This is a genomic window from Streptomyces sp. NPDC002784 (assembly GCF_053592135.1).
Genome location: NZ_JBSFVD010000005.1, coordinates 368,816 through 388,799, shown reverse-complemented (window position 1 = coordinate 388,799; position 19,984 = coordinate 368,816). Strand labels below are relative to the sequence as shown.

General features: G+C 72.7%; 20 protein-coding genes and 1 pseudogene. 11 read left to right on the top strand and 10 right to left on the bottom strand.

The annotated features are described in order from the left end of the window. Positions 1–33: 33 nt before the first annotated feature. The gene (locus ACWD1Z_RS13845; protein WP_451118415.1) at positions 34–270 is read left to right on the top strand and encodes a helix-turn-helix domain-containing protein; all 237 of its coding nucleotides are present in this window, start codon (positions 34–36) and stop codon (positions 268–270) included. 66 nt (positions 271–336) lie between these two features. Here ACWD1Z_RS13845 and ACWD1Z_RS13840 read toward each other — a convergent pair whose 3' ends face one another. Continuing rightward, the gene (locus ACWD1Z_RS13840) at positions 337–1,506 is read right to left on the bottom strand and encodes a methyltransferase domain-containing protein (protein WP_451118413.1); all 1,170 of its coding nucleotides are present in this window, start codon (positions 1,504–1,506) and stop codon (positions 337–339) included. A gap of 317 nt (positions 1,507–1,823) precedes the next feature. Then, positions 1,824–2,318, bottom strand: a complete 495-nt coding sequence (locus ACWD1Z_RS13835; protein ID WP_451118411.1) for a DUF6415 family natural product biosynthesis protein — start codon at positions 2,316–2,318, stop codon at positions 1,824–1,826. A 164-nt stretch (positions 2,319–2,482) separates the two neighbouring features. On the opposite strand from ACWD1Z_RS13835, the pseudogene ACWD1Z_RS13830 reads away from it, so the two are divergent. From ACWD1Z_RS13830 to ACWD1Z_RS13820, 3 genes and pseudogenes are all read left to right on the top strand, one after another. After that, positions 2,483–3,597: pseudogene (locus ACWD1Z_RS13830) on the top strand (helix-turn-helix domain-containing protein). 12 nt (positions 3,598–3,609) lie between these two features. Beyond that, positions 3,610–4,191 carry an HD domain-containing protein gene (locus ACWD1Z_RS13825; protein WP_451118409.1) on the top strand — a complete coding sequence of 194 codons (582 nt, stop codon included), beginning with the start codon at positions 3,610–3,612 and terminating at the stop codon, positions 4,189–4,191. Positions 4,192–4,500: 309 nt separating this feature from the next. Beyond that, positions 4,501–5,331 carry a pentapeptide repeat-containing protein gene (locus tag ACWD1Z_RS13820; protein ID WP_451118408.1) on the top strand — a complete coding sequence of 277 codons (831 nt, stop codon included), beginning with the start codon at positions 4,501–4,503 and terminating at the stop codon, positions 5,329–5,331. A 119-nt stretch (positions 5,332–5,450) separates the two neighbouring features. Here the strand turns inward: ACWD1Z_RS13820 and ACWD1Z_RS13815 are convergent, their stop codons facing one another. Further along, positions 5,451–6,935, bottom strand: coding sequence for a cytochrome P450 (locus tag ACWD1Z_RS13815; protein ID WP_451118406.1), 1,485 nt, complete (start codon positions 6,933–6,935; stop codon positions 5,451–5,453). Between the two features lie 117 nt (positions 6,936–7,052). Here ACWD1Z_RS13815 and ACWD1Z_RS13810 point away from each other — a divergent pair, with 117 nt between their 5' ends. After that, positions 7,053–7,664, top strand: a complete 612-nt coding sequence (locus ACWD1Z_RS13810) for a TetR/AcrR family transcriptional regulator (protein ID WP_451118404.1) — start codon at positions 7,053–7,055, stop codon at positions 7,662–7,664. A gap of 95 nt (positions 7,665–7,759) precedes the next feature. Continuing rightward, positions 7,760–8,485 (top strand): DUF2470 domain-containing protein, encoded by a 726-nt coding sequence (locus tag ACWD1Z_RS13805; protein WP_451118402.1) that lies wholly within the window; start codon positions 7,760–7,762, stop codon positions 8,483–8,485. Here the strand turns inward: ACWD1Z_RS13805 and ACWD1Z_RS13800 are convergent. From ACWD1Z_RS13800 to ACWD1Z_RS13790, 3 genes are all read right to left on the bottom strand, one after another. Beyond that, positions 8,453–9,631: a lactonase family protein gene (locus ACWD1Z_RS13800; protein ID WP_451118401.1), complete on the bottom strand. Its 1,179-nt coding sequence runs from the start codon at positions 9,629–9,631 to the stop codon at positions 8,453–8,455. The two genes, ACWD1Z_RS13805 and ACWD1Z_RS13800, sit on opposite strands and share 33 nt — an antisense overlap. A gap of 93 nt (positions 9,632–9,724) precedes the next feature. Then, positions 9,725–10,966, bottom strand: a complete 1,242-nt coding sequence (locus ACWD1Z_RS13795; protein ID WP_451118399.1) for an FUSC family protein — start codon at positions 10,964–10,966, stop codon at positions 9,725–9,727. A 180-nt stretch (positions 10,967–11,146) separates the two neighbouring features. Continuing rightward, positions 11,147–11,641: an FBP domain-containing protein gene (locus tag ACWD1Z_RS13790; RefSeq protein WP_389417060.1), complete on the bottom strand. Its 495-nt coding sequence runs from the start codon at positions 11,639–11,641 to the stop codon at positions 11,147–11,149. Positions 11,642–11,798: 157 nt separating this feature from the next. Between ACWD1Z_RS13790 and ACWD1Z_RS13785 the strand changes: the two genes are divergently transcribed. The 3 genes from ACWD1Z_RS13785 to ACWD1Z_RS13775 all read left to right on the top strand — a co-directional run bounded on the left by ACWD1Z_RS13785 (position 11,799) and on the right by ACWD1Z_RS13775 (position 14,335). After that, positions 11,799–12,764 carry a phosphotransferase family protein gene (locus ACWD1Z_RS13785; RefSeq protein WP_451118398.1) on the top strand — a complete coding sequence of 322 codons (966 nt, stop codon included), beginning with the start codon at positions 11,799–11,801 and terminating at the stop codon, positions 12,762–12,764. Between the two features lie 44 nt (positions 12,765–12,808). Beyond that, positions 12,809–14,068: an ROK family protein gene (locus tag ACWD1Z_RS13780; protein WP_451118396.1), complete on the top strand. Its 1,260-nt coding sequence runs from the start codon at positions 12,809–12,811 to the stop codon at positions 14,066–14,068. Between the two features lie 63 nt (positions 14,069–14,131). After that, positions 14,132–14,335 carry a hypothetical protein gene (locus ACWD1Z_RS13775; protein ID WP_451118394.1) on the top strand — a complete coding sequence of 68 codons (204 nt, stop codon included), beginning with the start codon at positions 14,132–14,134 and terminating at the stop codon, positions 14,333–14,335. Positions 14,336–14,396: 61 nt separating this feature from the next. Here ACWD1Z_RS13775 and ACWD1Z_RS13770 read toward each other — a convergent pair whose 3' ends face one another. The 3 genes from ACWD1Z_RS13770 to ACWD1Z_RS13760 form a co-directional block, all read right to left on the bottom strand. Beyond that, positions 14,397–15,425, bottom strand: a complete 1,029-nt coding sequence (locus ACWD1Z_RS13770; RefSeq protein WP_451118392.1) for an SDR family oxidoreductase — start codon at positions 15,423–15,425, stop codon at positions 14,397–14,399. Between the two features lie 154 nt (positions 15,426–15,579). Beyond that, positions 15,580–16,236, bottom strand: coding sequence for an HAD family hydrolase (locus ACWD1Z_RS13765; RefSeq protein ID WP_451118391.1), 657 nt, complete (start codon positions 16,234–16,236; stop codon positions 15,580–15,582). Between the two features lie 49 nt (positions 16,237–16,285). Continuing rightward, on the bottom strand, positions 16,286–17,317 hold the full coding sequence (locus tag ACWD1Z_RS13760; protein WP_451118477.1) for a PHP domain-containing protein: 1,032 nt from the start codon (positions 17,315–17,317) through the stop codon (positions 16,286–16,288). Between the two features lie 147 nt (positions 17,318–17,464). Between ACWD1Z_RS13760 and ACWD1Z_RS13755 the strand changes: the two genes are divergently transcribed. Both ACWD1Z_RS13755 and ACWD1Z_RS13750 read left to right on the top strand, forming a co-directional pair. After that, positions 17,465–18,274, top strand: coding sequence for an SDR family oxidoreductase (locus tag ACWD1Z_RS13755; protein WP_451118389.1), 810 nt, complete (start codon positions 17,465–17,467; stop codon positions 18,272–18,274). Positions 18,275–18,356: 82 nt separating this feature from the next. Beyond that, positions 18,357–18,593, top strand: coding sequence for a hypothetical protein (locus ACWD1Z_RS13750; protein ID WP_451118387.1), 237 nt, complete (start codon positions 18,357–18,359; stop codon positions 18,591–18,593). A gap of 5 nt (positions 18,594–18,598) precedes the next feature. On the opposite strand, the gene ACWD1Z_RS13745 is transcribed toward ACWD1Z_RS13750, so the two are convergent. Continuing rightward, a complete protein-coding gene (locus ACWD1Z_RS13745) occupies positions 18,599–19,831 on the bottom strand; it encodes a lectin (RefSeq protein ID WP_451118386.1) in 1,233 nt (410 codons plus the stop codon). Positions 19,832–19,984: the final 153 nt, after the last annotated feature.

Genomic DNA, 19,984 nt, shown 5'->3' with positions numbered 1-19,984 from the left:
ACAAGTTTTTGGGTCCCGTCAAGCGTTAGCGGGATGCAAGATCTACCCGAAGATGACACCTGGCTGATCGAGCGGCTACAGGCAATGGGCGAACGATTCCGAGCTGAGCGGCTTCACCAGAACCTCACGCAGGAAGCCGTCTACCTCGCCGCCGGCATCGACCGGCTGACGCTCCAAAACCTGGGTGCCGGCCGCGGCAACCCAACATGCCGAGTGCTGCTGCGGGTAGCTCACGTGCTGGGTGTTCCGCTCTCCCAACTCAGTGAGTGACCACTCGATGGGGAGCTGCGGGGCCCCGCCCGTCCGCCGCGGGGGACGCGGACGGGCGGGGCCGGTTCAGATGTCCCAGGCCTCCGTCGGCTGGTCGAGCCAGGCACGCTGGCTGTCCTGGGTGATGGTCAGCCCGAATCGTTCGTATCCGGGCTCGCCGGCCTTCCGCCACCAGTCAAGCGCGGCGGTCACTTCATCGAAGAGCCTGCGCGGTCCGGATTGCCAGACCTGGGCTTCCGCATCGCCGTCACGCAACATCACACATGCCCAGGACCGGTCGCCGAGGCCGTAGAACCACACGGGCCGGCTGCCATTCCGCTCCGCGGCCACTTGGCGGTAGCAGTCCCGAACGCGCAGCCCCACAGCGAACGAGCTGACGGCGAACTGGTCGCCGCCGAGCAGCTGCTCCTCCGTGACATCCGTGGTGGAGCGGTCCGCGCCGCTGACGCCGTCCGGAACGTAGAGGTCGTGCCCGGCGAACGGCAGGCGGTGAGAGCGCAGCTTCATGAACTCCACGGGCCCCGTGAACGCCCCCGAGGCGCTCTTGCCGTCCTCGGCGACCTGGAGGCGGACGAGGGCGTCCTGGTTGGTGTAGTGCGTGCCCCAGGGCGCCAGGATCAGTCCGCCGGGCCGTACCTGTGAGATCCAAGCGGGCGGGACGCTCCGCAGGCCGGCCGTTGCGATGATCCGGTCGTACGGTGCGCCCGGCTCGTCACCTTCGACGCCGTCCCGGGACAGGACTTGGGGCCACAGCCCCAGGCAGGCGAGCCGGTCACGTGCCGCGGCCGCCACCGTTGCATCGATCTCGATGCTGACGACGTTGTCCGCTCCGAGCCGGTGAGCGAGCAGGGCCGCGTTCCAACCGGTACCCGTGCCGATCTCCAGCACCCGCTGCCCGGCCCGCACGTCCAGGTCCCGCAGCATCCGGAAGACGACAGACGGCATCGACACCGACGACGTCGGCACTTCGCCGCGTTCCTCACCGGTGCGGTCGTCCCACTGCGTGACGATCGGCATGTCGAGGTCGGCGTACGAGCGCCACAGCTCCGGCTCCTGGCGCCAGTCAACGGCGACGGTGGTTCCGGAGTCCATGTCGTAGGGCCACATCAGCTCGGGCAGGAAGTCCGCCCGGGGCACGGCCGTGAACGACGGGATCCAGTCCGATGTCAGGACCTTGCGCTCCAGGAGGGAGCGGCCCAGTTCGGACCGCCCCTCGTCCAGTCCAGTGAACGTCATGTCAGCCGCAGGCCTTCGGTCCGCCGTCGGGGGACGGGGGCTCCTGCGGGCCGGGCCACGGCTCGCCTGGCAGGCTGTCGCCGCCGTCCCCGCCTCCGTCGCCTCCGGCCATTCGGTCGGTCACATCTGCCTTCATCGCGCTCTCCTCGAACGTGTCGGATTCATCGTGCTCACCGCCGTCCCCTCACGGAAGACAGCGGGCTGGCCCGCCCCCAGAGGAGCCTTCGGAACCTCCCCAGGGGGCGGGGGTTTGTGGGTGCGACCCTGTCCCGATTCGGTCGCCTGGGCCCCTCTATGCGCCGGGGAGGCGCCGCCGGTCAGCGGATGCGGACGGTGTTGCAGCAGCGTTCGTGGATCCGGCCGGAGACCGCCGAGCCCCCCGACTGGCTGCCCTGGTCGAACGGGCGCGTCGCCTCGCCCGGCTTGATGGGCTGATCGCAGGCCAGGCACATGCGCAGGCCGGTGAGCGTCTCGTAGTGGTCGCACAGCGCCAGGAGCGACCGGCCAAGTCTCCGCACGTGCGCGACGGCGTCGTAAGGCATTAGTCCGGGGCGGGCGGCCAGCTTCATGCTGGCTTCGCGGACACAGGCGAGCGCGCAGTAGCGCGGGACGTCGTCGGCGGGCAGCCCCACGGCGGCCTGCTCGATCTCCGGGATGAGCAGCTGCATGTGGCTGACCAGCAGGCCAGTCAGCGTCTCCAGCGTGCTGAGGTCGACGGGGGTCACATCCGGCGGCAGCACCTCGGCGACAGTCGCGCGCATCGTGACGGTGTCCACCGCGGGGGCACCCGTCGCGGTGCGGGTCTTGGTCACGACTTCACCTCGTCCTTGGTTCTGGCCACGGGCGGTCATGGCGGCATCACTCCCACTACGCTGAGTTGCCCGGTTGTCACCCACGACAGTAGGTATGCGTGATTACCGCTTGTAGTGACTGTGGGTACGGGTAAGGGCCCGCCGTGGGCGGGCAAGGGGACGCCATGGGGCAGCAGGCGAACGGAACCCTGACCGGTGGTCAGGTAACACCCGGGCGAGGGCGCGCGGGCACCATCTCGGGCTACGTCTTCCGGGTCATACGGGAGCAGTTGGGGCACACGCAGGACAGCCTTGCGGAGCTGTTCGGGGTGGCGCCGGACACGGTCGCTGGTTGGGAGACGGGGCGCCGGCCGCTGACCTCCCTGCCGGTGGGACAGATGCTGATGCATCGCCATCGGCTCATGCAGATGGGCACGGCGCCTTCCCTGCTCGCCGCCCTCGAACGTGCGATGGAGACTGACATGCTGCTGGCCAGAGCGCTGGAGGACGAGGCGCCCGCAGGGCCCAATCCGCTCGGCGCCTGGGTCATGCAGCGCGACCTCGTAGAGTTCCTGACCTGGCCGCTGAACGGCGTGCCGCCCACCCCTGTGCGCGACCTCCCGGCGCCGCCTCGTCCGCGCCGCGGCCCGGTGCCGACGGCGCCGGAACTGCCCACGGTCGACCGGCGCCGATTCTTCAGTCGCATGCGGGAGACGGCCGAGCAGGCCCGAGGAGGCCAGGACTTCCTGCTGCGCCGACAGGCCCTCTACCTCGCTGGGTTCGACCAGGACGCCGATACGTCCGAGTGGCTGGCGCACCAGCAGCGGACCGAGCGGCCGGACGACTGGCTGACGCAGTGGCTCAACTCGCGCTCCGTGGCCGCAGTGGCCACGCGCCAGGGCGACCGGGACCGTATGGCCCACTTCATCGGCCGCACCCTGGGCGACGACGACCAGGCCGAGGCGGCGAACCTGAACTACTGGGCGTACTGGGTCGGGGAGTCTGCGCACATTCAGCTGTCGGACGACTTCATTGGCGAGGCGCCCGGGCCCTGGCATGGCGACCGGCTGATGGCCCACCTGGTCCGCGGCCTCACGCCGCGGCACGGCTTCTTTGACCTCAACGTCCACACCCTCTGGACGCTGCTCGCCGCGCGCCCGAACCTGCTGCGCGCGCGGTCAGCTGCCGGGCGGGCCCTGCGCGAACGCCTGCCGGTGATGTTGGATGACTCCGAGCTTCGCCGCAGGCTCGGCGGGAGCTGGAGGGCATCCGGTACGCAATCCGCCTCGCCGAGGCGTGAAAGGGGACACCAGTGGGTGACCAGGACCTGGCGGACGTGGCGCACTTCCTGTGGGAGGCGGGCACGTTGAAGACGGCCCGACGAACGGGCTGGTGGATGGCGGGCGTTCGTGACCCCGAGAGTGTCGCCGAGCACGCATGGCGCACGTCCGTCATCGCCTCGGTCATCGCCACTCTGGAGGGCGCCGACGCCGCGCGGGCCGCGCACCTGGCGGTGTGGCACGACTCGCAGGAGACGCGTACGGGCGACGTGAACCACCTGGGGAAGAAGTACGCGGCCCCTGGCGACCCCGTGGCGGTGACGGAGGACCAGACGACTGGCATGCCCGAGGTCCTGCGCTCCGCGGTCCGTGCGGTCGTCGCCGAGTACGAGGCGCGCGAGACTCCGGAGGCCATCTGCGCGCGTGACGCGGACAAGCTGGAGTGCATGTTGCAGGGCCTGGAGTACAAGGCCCAGGGGTACGAGGCGGCCCAGCGATGGGTCGACAACAGCCGGGCCCGGATCGTCACCAAGTCCGGCCAGCTGCTCGCCGACCAGCTGCTGGCCCAGGCCCCGCTCGACTGGTTGCGCGCGGCCATGAGCGAGCGAGGCTGATCCGGAGACGACGAAACGGCCCCGCCCTCCCGAGGGAGGACGGGGCTGTGTTCATGATCCGTTGCCGTGAAGGAGTCTCAGCCGGTCGCCTACCGCATGCTCGGCTCGCCGCCGAGGTGGAGGACTTGTCCACGGCGACCTCGGCATGGTCAACGAGCCTGACGGCAGGCCGATGTCGATCATCAGGCTCACCATCGCCGACGGCCGCGTCACCGGGACGTACATCCTCGCCACCCCGAGCGGCCGGCCCCGCTGTACCTGCCTGACCTGCGGCACCGAGCGGCCGCAGCCGCCCGTAGGCTGGTCGGTATGCAAGACCTCACCCTCGACGCGGCCGGCCTGCGCGGTGACTGCGCGAACTGTTTCGGGCTGTGCTGCGTCGCCCTGCCCTTCGCCCGCTCCGCCGACTTCGCGGGCGACAAGCAGGCCGGGACGCCCTGCCGCAACCTCCAGGACGACCACCGCTGCGGTATCCACACCCGGCTGCGCAAGGAGGGCTTCAGCGGCTGCACGGTCTACGACTGCTTCGGCGCCGGACAGCGGGTCTCGCAGGTCACCTTCGGCGGGGAGGACTGGCGTGCCGGGCCGGCCGAGCGCGCCCGGAGCATGTTCGAGGTGTTCCCGGTGGTCCGCCAGCTCCATGAGCTGCTCCGGTACCTCACCGAGGCGCTGACGCTGCCCGCCGCCCGCCCGGTCCACGCGGATCTGCGCCGGATGCTGCGCACGACCGAGGAACTGGCCGGGGGCAGCCCCGAGGAGCTGTCCCGGCTGGATGTGGGCGCGCACCGGCAGGAGGTCGGCCCGCTCCTGCTGCGGGCCGGCGAGCTGACCCGGGCACCTGTGCGCGGCCGCCGGAAGGACCGCCGCGGCGCGGACCTGATGGGCGCCCGCCTCAAGGGCGCTGACCTGCGCGGGGTGAGCCTGCGCGGCGCCTGCCTGATCGCCGCCGACCTCACCGGCGCGGACCTGCGCGCCGCCGATCTCCTCGGCACGGACCTCCGCAACGCCGACTTGACCGACGCCGACCTGACCGACGCCCTCTTCCTCACCCAGCCCCAGCTGAACGCGGCCAGGGGGAGCACCGGGACCGCTCTGCCGGGGACGCTGACCCGGCCCGCGCACTGGGCGGCTGAGGTCTGAGGGCTGGGCCGGTTGCGGCGCGGGTCGCAGGGGGCACCGGTGCCTGGCCGGTTGCAGCCGGTTGCAGCCGGTCGCGCGGTGGCCGGTACTGTTCGCCCCTCGTGACCGGCCGGTTCGGGTCAGTCGCCCGTCCCGCCCACCGGATGCGGTTGTTCCCGGGCCGCCGGGTCCACCGCGGTGCGGCGCTCCAGGCCCATCCGCAGGCCCTCCGGCATGAGGGTGAGGCGTTCCGTCACCCGGAGCCGGTACGCGGGGTCCGGGCGCAGGGTGTAGCGGCGCAGCAGCAGGCCGAGGACCAGCGTGGCCTCGTGCAGCGCGAACTGGCGGCCGATGCACGCCCGCGCGCCGGTGCCCCACGGCTTGAAGGCATGCGGGGGCCGGGAGCGTACCGCCTTGGGGTCGAAGCGGTCCGGATCGAAGTGCTCGGCGTCGGCGCCCCACACCTCGGGGTCGCGGTGCAGCATCGGCGTCAGCACCAGCGCCCAGGCGCCCCGCCGCATGGGATGCTCCCCGGCCAGCACCGTGTCCTCGCGGGCCTCCCGGGCGAAGGCGGGCGCGGTCGGCCACAGCCGCAGCGACTCGTCCAGCACCCGCCGCAGAAAGCGCAGCTTGGCCACCTGGTCGTAGCCGGGCCGGTCCGTGTCGCCCCAGACGCGGTCCACCTCGGCGCGGGCGCGGGCGGCGACGTCCGGATGGCGGGCGAGGTAGTACAGGGCGAAGGAGAGCGCGCCCGAGGTGGTCTCGTGCCCGGCCACCAGGAAGGTGATGACCTGACGCCGGACGTTCTCGGCCGACAGCCGTTCCCCGGTCTCGGGGTGGGCGGTCTCCAGCATCCGGTCCAGCAGATCACCGTCCCCGCTCGTCGTACGGCGGGCCCGGACCAACTCGTCGACCGTGCGGTTGAGATACGCGATGTCGGCCTCGTTGCGCCGCGCGGAGCGGCGGGTGAGGAACGCCGCCGGGACGGTGTTCAGCCGCTGCGCGTGGGCGAGCGTCCCCACCATCGCGGTCACGAAGGGGTGCGGCCGTGCGCGTTCGAAGGAGCCGAAGTCGTGCCCGAACCCGGTGCGCGCGATGGTCTCCAGGGTCAGCTTCGTCATGTCGCCGGGCACGTCCACCGTCCGCCCGGACAGGGCCGCACGGTCCCAGTGGCCGGTGAGCCGCCCGGCCACGTCCAGCATCGCCGTGTGGTAGCCCGCCATGGCCTCCCGGCTGAACCCGGGGGCCAGAACGTCGTGCGCGAGCTGCCAGTTGGGCTCGTGGTGGTAGGCGGTGAACAGCGCGTCCCCGACGACCGGCCGCAGATTGGCGATGCCGAGGCCCACGTGCTTGGCGAACCGCGACTCGTCCGCGAGGTCGGCGGTCAGGTCCGCGCCCCACACGAACACGAACTCCTTGCCGAACGCCTTGCGCCGGAAGATCGGCCCCAGTCGGCGGGCGAGGCGCAGGGAGTCCTGGAGCGGTGTCGTCCGGCTCGCGCCCAGGAGGTCGCCCAGCAGCGGGATCCGGTGGGGCGGGTGCGGGATGCGGTGCAACTCGGGCCAGCCCTGCTCGGCGCCGCGGAAACCCTTGGGCAGCGCGGACCCGGTCGTCGTCTCCGCCATGACGCGATCTCCCTTGATCCTGCGGCACATTGAGAAGGCAGCGCGTGTTGTACGCCGGTTCAATAGCGCGTTTCAGTCTGGTCCGGTTGTTGAACCGGCGTCAAGTAAGGTGCGGACATGAGCGCGAACCAGGGCGAGCGCACGCGCCGTCGGCTCAGCACCGAGGAGCGCCGGGAGCAGCTTCTCGCCGTCGGGGCGCGGCTGTTCTCGGAGAGCCCGTACGACGAGGTGCGCATCGAGCGGGTCGCCGAGATCGCCGGGGTCTCGCGCGGGCTGCTCTACCACTACTTCCCGGCCAAGCGGGACTTCTTCGCCGCCGTGGTGGACCGCGAGAGCGCGCGCATGCTGCGGATGACGGCCGCCGTCCCCGGCCTTCCGGTGCGCGAGCAGCTCACCGCAAACCTCGACAGGTATCTGGCGTACGTCGAGGAACACGCCCACGGCTTCCGCGCCTTCCACCGCGCCGACGCGTCCGGCGACCGGGCCGTGCGCAAGGTCTACCGGCAGGCCCTGGCCGCCCAGGAGAAGCAGATCCTCGCGGCGGTGGCGGCGGACCCCGAGTTCGGCCCCGCCGTCGAGCGGCGCCCCGACCTCCGGTACGCGGTGCGCGGCTGGCTGGCGTTCACCACCGCCGTCTGTCTGGAGTGGCTGCGCGGCCCGGAGGAGTTGACCCGGGACCAGGTGCGCGACCTGTGCGCCCGCGCGCTGCTGGGCGTCGTCGCCCCCTGAACGCGTCCCCGTGACTCCGTGCGCGAGGGCGGGTGGTGTTGGCGTGCGCCCCGATCTTCGATAGGTTAGGCAAGGCTTACCTTAGGAGGTTCGGAATGGGTGACAGCCGGAGCTGGACGGCCACGCCTGCCGCGGCGGAACGCGCCCGGTCGGTGCTCGCCACCGCGTGGTCCTGCGCGGTGACCGCGGAGGGCGGCCGGGAGGAGTTCGTCGGCGCGCACAGCGTGGCCGAGGACGGCCGGGTGCTCCTGCACGTGCCCGAGGACAGCGCCCTGGTGACGGCCGCGATCTGCGCGCCGCGCGGAGAACCCTCCGCGGTGCTGGAGTTCGCCGACGTCGCGCCCGTCCCGGTCCGCCACCGCATCCGGACCCGGCTGTGGATCGCCGGCTGGTTCGGTGCCGAGGAGGACCATCTCGCCTTCCGGGCCACCCGCGTGGTGCTGCGGGAGCCGGGCGGAGCCGTCGTCGTCGACCTCGACGAGTTCGCCGCCGCCGCACCCGACCCGCTGGCCACGGCCGAGGCCCGGCTGCTCACCCACCTCGCCGACTGCCACCCCGACGCGGTCGAGCGGCTCACGCGGCTCGTCGAGCCCGAGAACCTGCACGGCGCGGTCCGGGTCCAGCCCCTGGCCGTGGACCGGCACGGACTGACCCTGCGCATCGAGCGCACCCGCGCCCACGGCGACGTGCGCCTGCCCTTCCACCGGCCCGCCGACGACGTCGCCCAGCTCACCGAGCGCATGCACGTGCTGCTCGGACAGGCGAGCGCCGCCTCCTGCCCGCGGGCGCTACAGCGGCAGCGCACAGACCGCGACGGGTGACGCGAACGGCTCACCCGCGCGCCGCAGCTCACCGCTGTCCTCGTCGACGCGGAAGACGCTGACGGTGCCCGACCGCTGGTTCGCCGTGAAGAGCAGCCCGCCGTCCGGCGAGAGGGCGAGCTGGCGCGGGAAGTCGCCGCCCACCGGCACCGTGCCGAGCAGCCGGAGCCGGGCCCCGTCCGCCTCCACCGCGTACCGGGACAGGCTGTTGTCGCCCCGGTTGGCCAGCCAGGCGTACCGGCCGTTCGGGGTGACCACGAGCTGCGCCGGGTAGCTGGTGCCGGGCCCGGTGCCCGTGGACTGCGCGTCGCCGACGGACATACGGCCGGTTGCCGGGTCGTAGGCGCAGACGGCGACGGTGTTGTCGACCTCGTTGGCGAGATACGCGTACCGGCCGCCGGGATGGAACGTCAGATGGCGCGGCCCCGCACCCGGGCGCGTCCGCGCCCGGGAGACCTCCGCGAGCGTGCCCTTCGCCGTGTCGAGCCGGTAGGTGTACACCGTGTCCGTGCCCAGGTCGACGGCGAGGACATGGCCGCCGTCGGGACTGGTGACGACCTGGTGGGCGTGCGGTCCGTCCTGGCCCGGACCCGGCGCCGGATCGGCGTGCGTGACCAGGTCGGTGCGCTCCCCGAGCGCCCCCGAGGCGGCCACCGGGTGCACGGCGACACTGCCGGTGCCGTAGTTCGCGCTGAACAGCCAGCGCCCGCTCGGATGCACCGACAGATGGCACGGTGCCTGCCCGCCGGTGCTCCGGCTGCCCAGGACCTCGCGGTCGGACAGCCGTACGGCGGTCACGGCACCGTCCGCGCGCTCGTTCACGGCATACAGCGTGCGGCCGTCCGGATGGACCGCGAGATACGACGGGTCGGCGACATCCGCGAGGATGCCCGCACCGGTGACCCGGCCCGTGCCCGGGTCGTACGACGCGACCCCGACGCCCTTCCCGCCGCCCTCCGCCGAGGTGTACGTGCCGAGGAACAGCGGGCGGGGGCCGGAGGGGCTCGCGGATCCGGGCGAGGTGCTCGGGTCCGCCTCGGGGGCCGCCGGTGCCGACGCCTCGTCGCACCCCGGGAGCGCCAGCACGGCGGCGGCACCCGCGACGGCGCCGACGAACCGGCGCCTGCTCACGCCACCCCTGCCCATGCCCACACCCTCCGCTCGTCCGTCGCCGCGACAGCCACCCTGACGCGGATCACCCGGCCGGTGCAACCGAGGACGCCCGGCCCGCCGCCTCGGTCACCGGGAACGGCGGACCGAGGCGAGGCGCTTGCGGCCCACCCGCACGCTGTCCTGCACGCGGGTCAGCCGCGGCATCCGCTCGCGCTGCTCGCTGGAGACGCGGTCCAGCTCCTCCAGCAGCCGGCGTGAGCGGTGCTCGGTGTCCAGCTCGTCGAGGATGCGGTTGACCTCGGTCAGCACCGCGCCGTGCAGCTGCCACTGGCGGGCGTCGCGCTGGACCTCCGCCAGCAGCAGCTGGGCGAGCTTGTCGCGGGTGGCGGCGGCATGGCGCAGATCGGAGGTGAGCCGCTCCTCCGCCGACTCGGCGTCATCGCTGACATGGGCGGTGACCAGCACCGCGAAGCTCACCATCGCGTCCGCGATCTCGGACAGCAGCTGTTCCACCGCGGCGCCGATCTCCGGTGTGAACAGCGGGTCGGGATCGCGTTCCTTGGCCAGGTCGGTGAGGGTGCGGGCGATCACCCGCAGCACCACGGTGCAGATCTCCAGGGTGTCCAGGCCGGTGCGCAGCACCACCCGGTGCAGCAGGCCCTCGCGGACCCGTGGATTGAGCCGCAGGCTGTCCTCGGCCTGCCGCAGCGCCGCGTCCACCTCGACGATGTGGTGGTCGAGCCGCCGCGCCTCGTGCAGCCGGGCCGCGGCCCGCTCGAAGGGCGTGCGGCCCGCGGCCTCCTCACCCATGCGCAGCATCAACTGGCGCACCCGGCGCGCCAGATCCTCGATGGACGCACCCGCCTCACCCACCCACACGGGCGGGGCCAGCAGCAGATTGCAGGCCAGGCCGACCACCGCGCCGATCAGGGTTTCCAGGACGCGCGCCCACGCGTAGTCGCCGACGGCCGTCACGCCGAGCACCAGCATCGCGCTGATCGCCACCTCGGGCACGTACTCGTCCACCCGGACCAGATGACCGACGGCCAGCGAGGCCAGGATCAGCAGGCCCAGACTCCACCAGGTCAGACCCACCAGCAGACTGAAGGCGATGGCGACGAAGACTCCGGCCACCACGGCGTTCACCCGGCGCACGCCGTTGGTGAGCGTCGCGTAGAGGGTGACCTGGACCACCAGCAGCGCGGTCAGGGGGGCGGTCAGCGGGGCCGCCTCGGGGCTCAGATGCAGCGCGATGACGTAGGCCACCGTGGCCGCGGCCGCCGACCGCACGGTCTGGACGATCACGGGGTCCCGGCGCAGCCTCACCAGCCGCTCCCGCGACACCCGCCACTCACATACGTCTTGCATCCTTGCGCTGTTCCCCTCTCACGGGGCGACGAACATGATCACCGCGACCGACTTTGCGGATCGCAACGGTCCGCCGCCCCTGCTCATCATCCTCGGCGCCCCGACGCCCGTCCTGCCGGCGGCCGGCCCCGTCCGCTGCCCAGGGGAAGGCTCGGGCCCCATCCGCTGCCCGGGGACGGCTCAGGCGTACAGCTTGTCCAGGAAGGCCGTGAGGTTGGCCTCGGTCCGTGCCACCTGTTCCGCCTGCGTGAGGCTCTCCTCGATCCGGGCCCCCGAGTCGGGGACCTTCTTGCCGCGGAGGTAGAGGGAGCAGGCGAGGTCGGTGCACATGTAAAGGCCGACGGAGTTGCCCTCGCGCCCGGCGGCACCGGCTTTGCGCGCGGTCATCAGGGACACCCCGCCGCCCCGGTGGGTCGTCAGGCACAGCGAGCACATGCTGCGGTGCAGGAACCCGCGCTGGGAGGACGGGAAGCGGAGCGTGATGCCGACGAGCCGTCCGTCCCGCTCGGTGACCAGATAGCTGCGGTCGGGCGCCCCCGGATCTCGCCAGCCCAGGAAGTCCAGGTCGGCCCAGGGCAGCCGGTCCAGGTCGCGGGGCACGGCGAGGCGCTTGGCCTCGCCCTTGGAGCAGTTGACGAACGAGGTGCGGATCTCCGGCTCGGTGAGGGGTCGCATGGGGGCCTCCTGGGGTGCTGTCCTTACGTGAACCTAGTGTCCCTAGGTTTCTGGCTAAGGCTAAGCGCGGTTCTCCGGGAGGGGCCAGTGAATTAGTTTCCGTAGGCTGTGCCGCGAGCGCACGGGGGTGCGCGGGGCGGCCGACCGAGGGGGCGAAGTGCCGGACTCATGGGAGCGGGCCGGACAGATCCTGAGCGTGGCGGGGCTGCCTCCGGGCGACCTCACCGGGGTCCGCCCGCTGACCGGCGGGACCTACAACACCGTGGAAGAACTCCTGCTCGCCGACGGCAGCCGGTACGTACTGAAGGTGCCGCCCGCTCCGACCGTGCCGGGGCTGCGGCACGAGCGGGACCTTCTCCTCTCCGAGGCGGAGTTCTACCGCGCGGCGGCGACCGTCGGCGTGACGGCTCCGCGGGTGGTGGCCGCCACCCCGGGCGAGCTGCTGATGACGGCCTGCCCCGGCGACGGCTGGGACGACTCGCTCACGGACGCCGAAGAGCAGCAGCTGCGCGCCGAGCTGGGCCGCCAGGTGGCCCCGCTGCACCGGGTCAGCGGGCCGGGCCACGGCTATCCCTCCGGCGCCCTCGGTCCGCTCGCCGCCGACTGGCGGACCGCCTTCACCGGCATGCTCGACGCCGTCCTCGACGACGCCCGCCGCTATCGCCCCTGGCTGCCCCGCCCCGTCGAGGACACGGCCCGCACCCTCCGGGCCGGATACGGCGCACTCGACGCGATCACCGTCCCCCGACTGGTCCACTTCGACCTGTGGCGCGGCAACATCCTGGTCGACCGCTCGACCGGCACGCCCCGCATCGGCGGGCTCATCGACGGCGAGCGGATGTTCTGGGGCGACCCGGTCGCCGACTTCGTCTCCCTGGCGCTGCTCGGGGACATCGAGAAGGACGAGGCGTTCCTCGCCGGCTACCGGGAGGCCGGGGGACTGGTCGAGTTCGACACGCCCACCCGGCTGCGGCTCGCCCTGTACCGGGCCTACCTGTACCTGATCATGCTCACGGAGACCGTGCCGCGTGCCGTCGACGCCGGGCGGCTGCGATGGACGCGCGAGACCGTCGGACCCGAACTGGTGGCCGCGCTCGACGAGATCGCCGAGCTGGGACGCTGAGCCGGTATCTTCCAGGTCGGACGGCGGGGCGAAGGGGGAGCCAGATGGTGGGCCGGAACAGGCGAACGGTACGTGATCTCCGACGGGCCAACCGCGCGGTCGTCCTCCAGTGCCTCTACTTCGACGGCCCCCTCAGCCGCTTCGAGCTCGGCCCGGCCACCGGGCTCAGCTCCGGCTCGGTCAGCAACGTCGTCGCCGACCTGCTCGCGGACGGCGTGCTGGAGGAGGCCGGAAACGTCGACTCCGACGGCGGACGGCCCCGCACCCTGCTCAGGGTGGCGCCCGCCAGCGGCCACATGATCGGCGTCGACGTCGGCGAAACCCGGGTCCGGGTCGAGCTGTTCGACGTCGCACTGACCGAACTCGCCCGCGCCGAAAGGCCGTTGGGGCCCGAGGGGTATGAGGTGGATGTCGTCGTCGGGCACATCCGGGACGCCGTCGCCGAGGTGCTCACCGCCGCGGACCTCGCCCCGGAGCGGCTGCTCGGCGTCGGCATCGGCGTCCCCGGCATCGTGGAGCACACCCCGGACCGCGGGGCCGTGGTGCACGGGCAGACCATCGGCTGGGACGCCGTGGCCCTGGAGTCGCTCCTCCGCGAGCGGTGCGAACTGCCCACTTCCGTCCCGTACTTCATCGACAACGGCGCCCGGACCCTCGGCCAGGCGGAGATGTGGTTCGGGGCCGGACGCGGCGCCCGCAGCGCGATCGTGGTGCTCTTCGGCTCCGGCGTCGGGGCCTGTGCCGTCACCCCGGAGGCCGAGGACGGACGGGCCGTGGAGGGCGGGCATCTGACCGTACGGGTCGGGGGCCGCCGCTGCCGGTGCGGCGCGCTCGGCTGCCTGGAGGCCTACGCCGGTGCGGAGGGCCTGCTCGAACGGTGGCGCGAGCAGGGCGGGCGCCCGCCGGAGGGCTCGGGGCAGGAGAGCGCCCTGGCCGCCCTGGTCGCCGATCCCGGGGCGCGCGCCCTGCTGGACGAGACCGCCGAGTACATCGGGGCCGGGCTGGCGGACCTGATCAACCTGTTCCAGCCCGAGCGCATCCTGATCGGCGGCTGGGCCGGGCTGCGGCTCGGCCCCGCGCTGCTGCCCGGCATCCGGCGCCACGCGGTGGCGTACGCGCTGCGGCACCCCGCCGGGCGGGTCACCATCGACCTCGGCGGGCTGGGCCCGGACGCGGTCACCGTGGGCGCCGCGATCCTGCCGCTCGCGGACTTCTTCGCCCACGGCGGCAGCCGCGCCGCCCCGGCCCCCGAGAGCCCGCGGCCGGCCTGGCAGACGGCGCTGGAGGAACGTACCCCGCGCTGACGTTTCGCCGCACGGCCCGGAGGTACTCGCGTGACCTTGGCCATGTGAGGGAAGGAGGACGCCGTGACCGACGAGAACGGCGGGCCCGTCCCGCGCGATCTGCCGGATCAGCAGGCGGGCGAGGGGGAGGACCACTGGGACGCGGACCCGGCCCCCGAGGACGTGGAACAGGGCGAGGACGTCCCGGAGTCCGACGAGGCCGGCGGCCGCCGCGGCGACACAGCCCCGTTGACCGATGACCCGGAGCCGGAGCAGTCGACGGCCTGAGACTTCGGAGCGCTGAGATCCGAGAGAGCGGGACGACCAATACTGGTCGTCCCGCTCTCGGCTAGCTGGCCTTACGACCCAGCAGGGGCGCCGTGTCCGCGCCCGCACCGTGCTGAAGGCCGTGCAGGAACTCCTCCAGGACCTCGGTCGTCGTGTGCCGGGGGCTCCAGCCCAGTTCCGTGCGAGCGCGGGTGCTGTCCATCAGGGGCAGCCGCAGCACGGCGTCGAACAGATGCGGCGAGGCCGGCAGCAGACGCAGCCCCCAGGCGGCGGCGATCGCCGAGCGGGCGGCCGTGCGCGGCAGCCGTACCGGACGGGCGTGGAACATCTCGCTCAGCAGGTGCGCGTCCACCGGCGGATCGGCCGCCAGGTTGAAGGCGCCGCGCACGTCCGAGCCGATCGCGAGCCGGTACGCCTCGGCCGCGTCGTCGGTGTGCAGCGCCTGCACGCGCAGGCCCGGGATGTCGGGCAGGAAGGGCAGCAGCTCCGGGCGCGCCAGCGGCCCCGGCAGGAAGCGGCCGCCGAAGATCCTGCGCTGCTCGCTCGCCGACTCCCGCTTGAACAGGAAGGCCGGCCGCATCCGCACCACGCGCACCTTCGGGTGCGCCCGGTCGAAGGCGTCCAGCGTCCGCTCCAGATACGCCTTCTCCCGGCAGTACGCGGCGTCCGGCCAGCCGTGCGTCGGCCACGACTCGTCCACCGGGTGGTCCTTCGGACCGGGGGAGTAGGCGCCGACCGACGAGGCGTGCACCAAGGTCGGCACCTTCGCCGCGGCCACCGCCTCGAACACGCGGATGCTGCCCAGGACGTTGGTCCGCCAGGTCACCGCCGGATCGTGCGTGGGCTGGAACGCCCAGGCCAGATGGACCACGGCCGTGGCGCCGTCGAAGACCTTCACCAGATCGGTCTGCGCGGACGCCAGATCGACCGCCGCCCACTCCGTCTTCGGCGGCGACCACTCGGGAACCCTGCGGGCCAGCCCCAGTACGGAGCCGACCTCCGGATCCTCGGAAAGCAGCCGCACCACACTCGTACCGACGTTCCCCGTGGCGCCGGTGACGACGATCCTGCTGCCGTGTGTGCTGGTCACCTTCGGCTCCTCTCGGCCGCTGCGGGGGAGTACCGAGTACCCGGAAATGCGCGAGGACACGAAGAGGACACAAAAAGGGGCCCCGACCGCGACGGGGGAATCACGATCGGGGCGATCAGGGGCGGCTGCCAGGGCGGTCGCCGGGGGTGTCACCTCACGCGAACGGGCCGTGCTCGAGGGAGGCCAGCAGGTGCGCGGGATCGTCGTAGACCTCGTCCGCGCCCGCCTCCACCAGGTCGGACCGCGGAATGCCCCCGCACAGCACGGCGACGCACCGCACCCCGGCGCGGGTGCCCGCGCGCATGTCCCACACGGTGTCCCCGACGAACACCGCCCGCTCGGCGGGCACCCCGGCCAGTTCCAGCGCGTGCTCCACCGGCTCGGGCGCGGGTTTGCCCTGTTCTACGTCGTCCGCGCTCGCCGTCGCGGCGATCGCGTCGTCCGCGTCGATCGCCCGTCGCAGCGCGCCCAGCTCGCCGCCGCCGGCCGAGGTGGCCAGCACCACCGTCCAGCCGTCCTGGTGCAGCCGCCGCAGCAGCCGTCCGGCGTCCGCCAGCGCGGGCAGCCGGTCGAAGTACTGCCCGTACAGCGCCTTGTGCGCGGCGCTCAGCTCCTCGTCGGCCTCCTTGTCCCGGTCGTCACCGAGGAGGTGGGCGATCAGGTCGTCGGAGCCGAGTCCGATCGCCCGGTGGATGGCGTGCATGGGCACCGTGTGGCCCGCCTGCCGGAGGGCTTCCCACCAGGTCACCGCGTGCAGGTGGTTGGTGTCGACGAGCGTGCCGTCGACGTCGAACACGGCCGCGCGTCCCATGCGCCGTCCCTTCGTCGTCCATACGTCCCGGAAGTTGTCGAGTACCACGTCAGGAGCCCGCCAAGCGTGCCGGCAGGCGCCCCTGCCGGGTCCAGGCCAGCAGGTCCTCCAGCGGCCAGGTGGTGACCACCCGGTCCGCGGGCACCCCGCACTCCTCGGCCCGGGCGCAGCCGAGGACCTGCCAGTCCAGCTGGCCGGGCGCGTGGGCGTCGGTGTCGATCGAGAACAGCACCCCCGCCTCCACCGCCCGCCGCAGCAGCCGCCGGGGCGGGTCCAGCCGCTCGGGCCTGCTGTTGATCTCCACCGCGGTGCCGCTCTCCGCGCAGGCGCCGAACACCTCGTCCGCGTCGAACTGGGACTCCGGCCGCCCCCGCCCGGTGACCAGCCGCCCGGTGCAGTGCCCGAGCACGTCGGCATGCGGATTGCGGACGGCGGCCACCATGCGGCGGGTCATCGAGCGGGCGTCCATCCGCAGCTTGGAGTGGACCGAGACCACCACCACGTCCAGCCGGTCCAGCAGCTCCGGCTCCTGGTCGAGCGAGCCGTCGTCGAGGATGTCGCACTCGATGCCGGTCAGCAGCCGGAACGGCGCCCAGGCCTCGTTCAGTGCCGCCACCACGTCCAGTTGCTCGCGCAGCCGGTCCGCCGACAGGCCGCGGGCCACCGTCAGCCGCGGGGAGTGGTCGGTCAGCACCGCCCACTCGTGCCCGAGACCGGCCGCCGTCCGGCCCATCTCCTCGATCGGGCTGCCGCCGTCCGACCAGTCGGAGTGCAGATGGCAGTCCCCGCGCAGCAGCGCCCGCAGTCCGGTGCGGTCCGCCCCGGACGGCGCCTCCGCCTCCAGCTTCTCCAGATAGCCGGGGACCTGCCCGGCCAGCGCCTCCCGCGCCACCTGTGCTGTCTTCGGGCCGACACCGCCGAGCGCCTCCAGCGTCCCGGCGGCGGCCCGCTCGCGCAGTTCCGCCTGCGGCAGCGCCGCCAGCACCCGGGCCGCGGTGCGGAAGGCGCGTACCCGGTAGGTCGGCGCCAAGGATCGCTCCAGCAGGAAGGCGATCCGCTCCAGTGCCTCGACGGGATCCATCGCCACCTCCGCCTCCAGGGTTCCCCAGCGGGGCGGCAGCCGCACGGCGGGCCCACCGTTTGCGCGCCACCCGCCCGGGTACTGCGATGCGCAACTTTCGTCCGCCCGAGGATCCGCCCGAGGATCCGTCCGAGGAAGAGGTCCGATATGTCCCTCCCCACCGAGTCCACCGGCAAGGTGGCCGTGATCACCGGCGCCGACTCCGGCATCGGCCGGGCCACGGCGGTCCGTCTCGCACAGGCGGGACTGGACATCGGCATCACCTGGCACGGCGACCGGCGGGGCGCCGAGGAGACCGCCGAGGAGGTCCGCGCACAGGGCCGGCGGGCCGCCGTGGCGCAGATGGACCTCACCCGGCTGCCCGAGGCGGCCGACATCGTCGACGAGCTGTGCGACCGGCTCGGCCGGCTGGACGTCCTGGTCAACAACGCCGGCATCGGCACCAGCACGCCCTTCCTCGACCTGAAGCTCGACGACGTCCGCGAGGTCCTCGACGTGGACCTGGTCGGGCCCTTCCTGTGCGGGCAGAAGGCGGCCCGGCACATGATCCGGCAGGGCGACGGCGGCCGGATCGTCAACGTCACCTCCGTCCACGAGCATCAGCCGCGGGTCGGCGCGGCACCGTACTGCGCGGCCAAGGGCGGCCTGGGCCTGCTGACCCAGGTGATGGCCCTGGAGCTGGCCGAGCACGGCATCACCGTCAACGCGGTCGCGCCCGGCGAGATCGCCACGCCGATGACCGGCCAGGAGGACACCGACCCGCACACCGAGCGCCGCCCCGGCGTGCCGCTCGGGCGGCCCGGGGACGCCCGGGAGGTCGCCGCCGTGATCGCCTTCCTCGCCGGACCGGACGCGTCCTACGTCACCGGTGCCTCCTGGAGCGTCGACGGCGGCATGCTGCGCATGGGACCGCAGGCCGGTTCGCACCTGACCGCGGACGACTGGCGGCGGCCGTGAACGGGCGGCCCTGCGCTCCTCACGTGCCGACCGGGTGACCTGCGAGGTTCGCGAACCCCGGATGCGATTTACGCTCTATTGCATGACCGAAATCGCGAGCCCGTACATCTCCCATCCACGGATCATGGTGCTCGGGGTCCAGCCGGGCACGCCCCCGTTCCGCATCATGGAGATCGACGGCATTGTGGTCGGGGAGGCGAAAGCCGTCACCGACGTCCTGTCCACCGCCGCCGCGTTCGGCATCACCGTCCATGACCTGGACGACCCGGACGTGGTGCGCTGGGTGGGCGGCGACAAGTTCACCTGGACCCGGCACTAGCCCATTCAACCGACCGTCCACTTCTGGTTGGCGGCGCCGGTGCAGGACCAGATCTGGAGCCGGGTGCCGTTGGCCGCGTTGTGGCCGGTCACGTCCAGGCATTTGTTCGCCTGCGGGTTGACGATGTCGCGGGCCGCGGTGACCGTCCACCGCTGGGCGGCGGTGCCATTGCAGTCCCACAGCTGTACGGGGGTGCCGTCGGCGGTGCCCGCCCCGGTGACGTCCAGACACTTGCCGAGCGCCCGGATCGTGCCGTCCGCGCCGACCGTCCAGCGCTGGGCGGCGGTGCCGTTGCAGTCGTAGAGCTGTACGGGGGTGCCGTCGGCGGTGTTCGCCCCGGCCACGTCGACGCACTTGCCCGCCAGGCCCCTGATCGCGCCGCCCGCGGGTGTGTCGCCCGTGGTCACGGTCACGTGGTCGACCAGCATCTGCTGCGGGAAGACGGTGGAGCCGTCCGGGTCGCCGGGCCAGTAGCCGCCGACCGCGAGGTTCAGGATCAGGAAGAAGGGCTTGTTGAAGACCCAGGCGCGGCCGCCCAGGTCGGCCGGGGTGCGCCGCTGGTAGACGTTGCCGTCCACGGACCAGGTGATCGAGTCGGGCGCCCAGTCGACGGCGAAGGTGTGGAAGGCGTCGGCGAAGGCCTGCCCGCCCGGGAGGGAGTAGCCCGCGCCGATGCCGCCCGCGCCGGAGTAGCCGGGGCCGTGGATCGTGCCGTGCACCGTGGAGGGCTCGAAGCCGACGTTCTCCATGATGTCGATCTCGCCCGAGTCCGGCCAGTTCACCGGGGTGCCGAGCATCCAGAACGCGGGCCACATGCCCTGCCCGCGCGGCACCTTGATGCGCGCCTCGATGTGCCCGTACTGTGCGGTGAACTTCCCCGCGGTGTTCAGCCGGGCCGAGGTGTACTGGCAGGTCCCGTACCAGCACTGGTAGTTGGCGGGGTTCTCGCGCCGGGCCGTGATGACCAGATTGCCCTGGCCGTCGAGGGCGGCGTTGCGGTTGCCGGCCGTGTAGTACTGCCGCTCGTGGTTGTTGACGTTGTCGCCGGTCTCCATCTGCCACTTCGAGGAGTCGACCGCCGATCCGGCGGGCCCGTCGAAGGTGTCGGAGAACGTCACCGCGGTGACGCCGGCGTCCGCGTCGGTGTCGGCCCGGGCGGGGCCGGTCGCGGCGGTCGCGACCAGTACGGCCGACAGGGCGGCCAGCAGCCAGGCGCGGGGACCGCGGGGTCTGCGCAATCTGCGGGATCTACGGGAAGAGGGCACGACTCTCCCTTCTGTCGGCGCCCCCCGGGGGGTGGGGGAGCCGAACCGAGGTGGGGGGTGAAGGTGTCGCCTCTTGATTTAAGGACTGAGGTAACGGGGCGTCAATACCTTGGTACGGACCAAGAG

Bases quoted from the DNA above. Each gene is read 5' to 3' on its own strand.
- ACWD1Z_RS13780 (WP_451118396.1), top strand. From the start codon at position 12,809: ATGGTGGGCCGGAACAGGCGAACGGTACGTGATCTCCGACGGGCCAAC.
- ACWD1Z_RS13790 (WP_389417060.1), bottom strand. From the start codon at position 11,641: ATGCGACCCCTCACCGAGCCGGAGATCCGCACCTCGTTCGTCAACTGC.
- ACWD1Z_RS13765 (WP_451118391.1), bottom strand. From the start codon at position 16,236: ATGGGACGCGCGGCCGTGTTCGACGTCGACGGCACGCTCGTCGACACC.
- ACWD1Z_RS13805 (WP_451118402.1), top strand. From the start codon at position 7,760: ATGGGTGACAGCCGGAGCTGGACGGCCACGCCTGCCGCGGCGGAACGC.
- ACWD1Z_RS13820 (WP_451118408.1), top strand. From the start codon at position 4,501: ATGCAAGACCTCACCCTCGACGCGGCCGGCCTGCGCGGTGACTGCGCG.
- ACWD1Z_RS13810 (WP_451118404.1), top strand. From the start codon at position 7,053: ATGAGCGCGAACCAGGGCGAGCGCACGCGCCGTCGGCTCAGCACCGAG.
- ACWD1Z_RS13840 (WP_451118413.1), bottom strand. From the start codon at position 1,506: ATGACGTTCACTGGACTGGACGAGGGGCGGTCCGAACTGGGCCGCTCC.
- ACWD1Z_RS13760 (WP_451118477.1), bottom strand. From the start codon at position 17,317: ATGGATCCCGTCGAGGCACTGGAGCGGATCGCCTTCCTGCTGGAGCGA.
- ACWD1Z_RS13815 (WP_451118406.1), bottom strand. From the start codon at position 6,935: ATGGCGGAGACGACGACCGGGTCCGCGCTGCCCAAGGGTTTCCGCGGC.
- ACWD1Z_RS13845 (WP_451118415.1), top strand. From the start codon at position 34: ATGCAAGATCTACCCGAAGATGACACCTGGCTGATCGAGCGGCTACAG.
- ACWD1Z_RS13755 (WP_451118389.1), top strand. From the start codon at position 17,465: ATGTCCCTCCCCACCGAGTCCACCGGCAAGGTGGCCGTGATCACCGGC.
- ACWD1Z_RS13750 (WP_451118387.1), top strand. From the start codon at position 18,357: ATGACCGAAATCGCGAGCCCGTACATCTCCCATCCACGGATCATGGTG.
- ACWD1Z_RS13800 (WP_451118401.1), bottom strand. From the start codon at position 9,631: ATGGGCAGGGGTGGCGTGAGCAGGCGCCGGTTCGTCGGCGCCGTCGCG.
- ACWD1Z_RS13795 (WP_451118399.1), bottom strand. From the start codon at position 10,966: ATGCAAGACGTATGTGAGTGGCGGGTGTCGCGGGAGCGGCTGGTGAGG.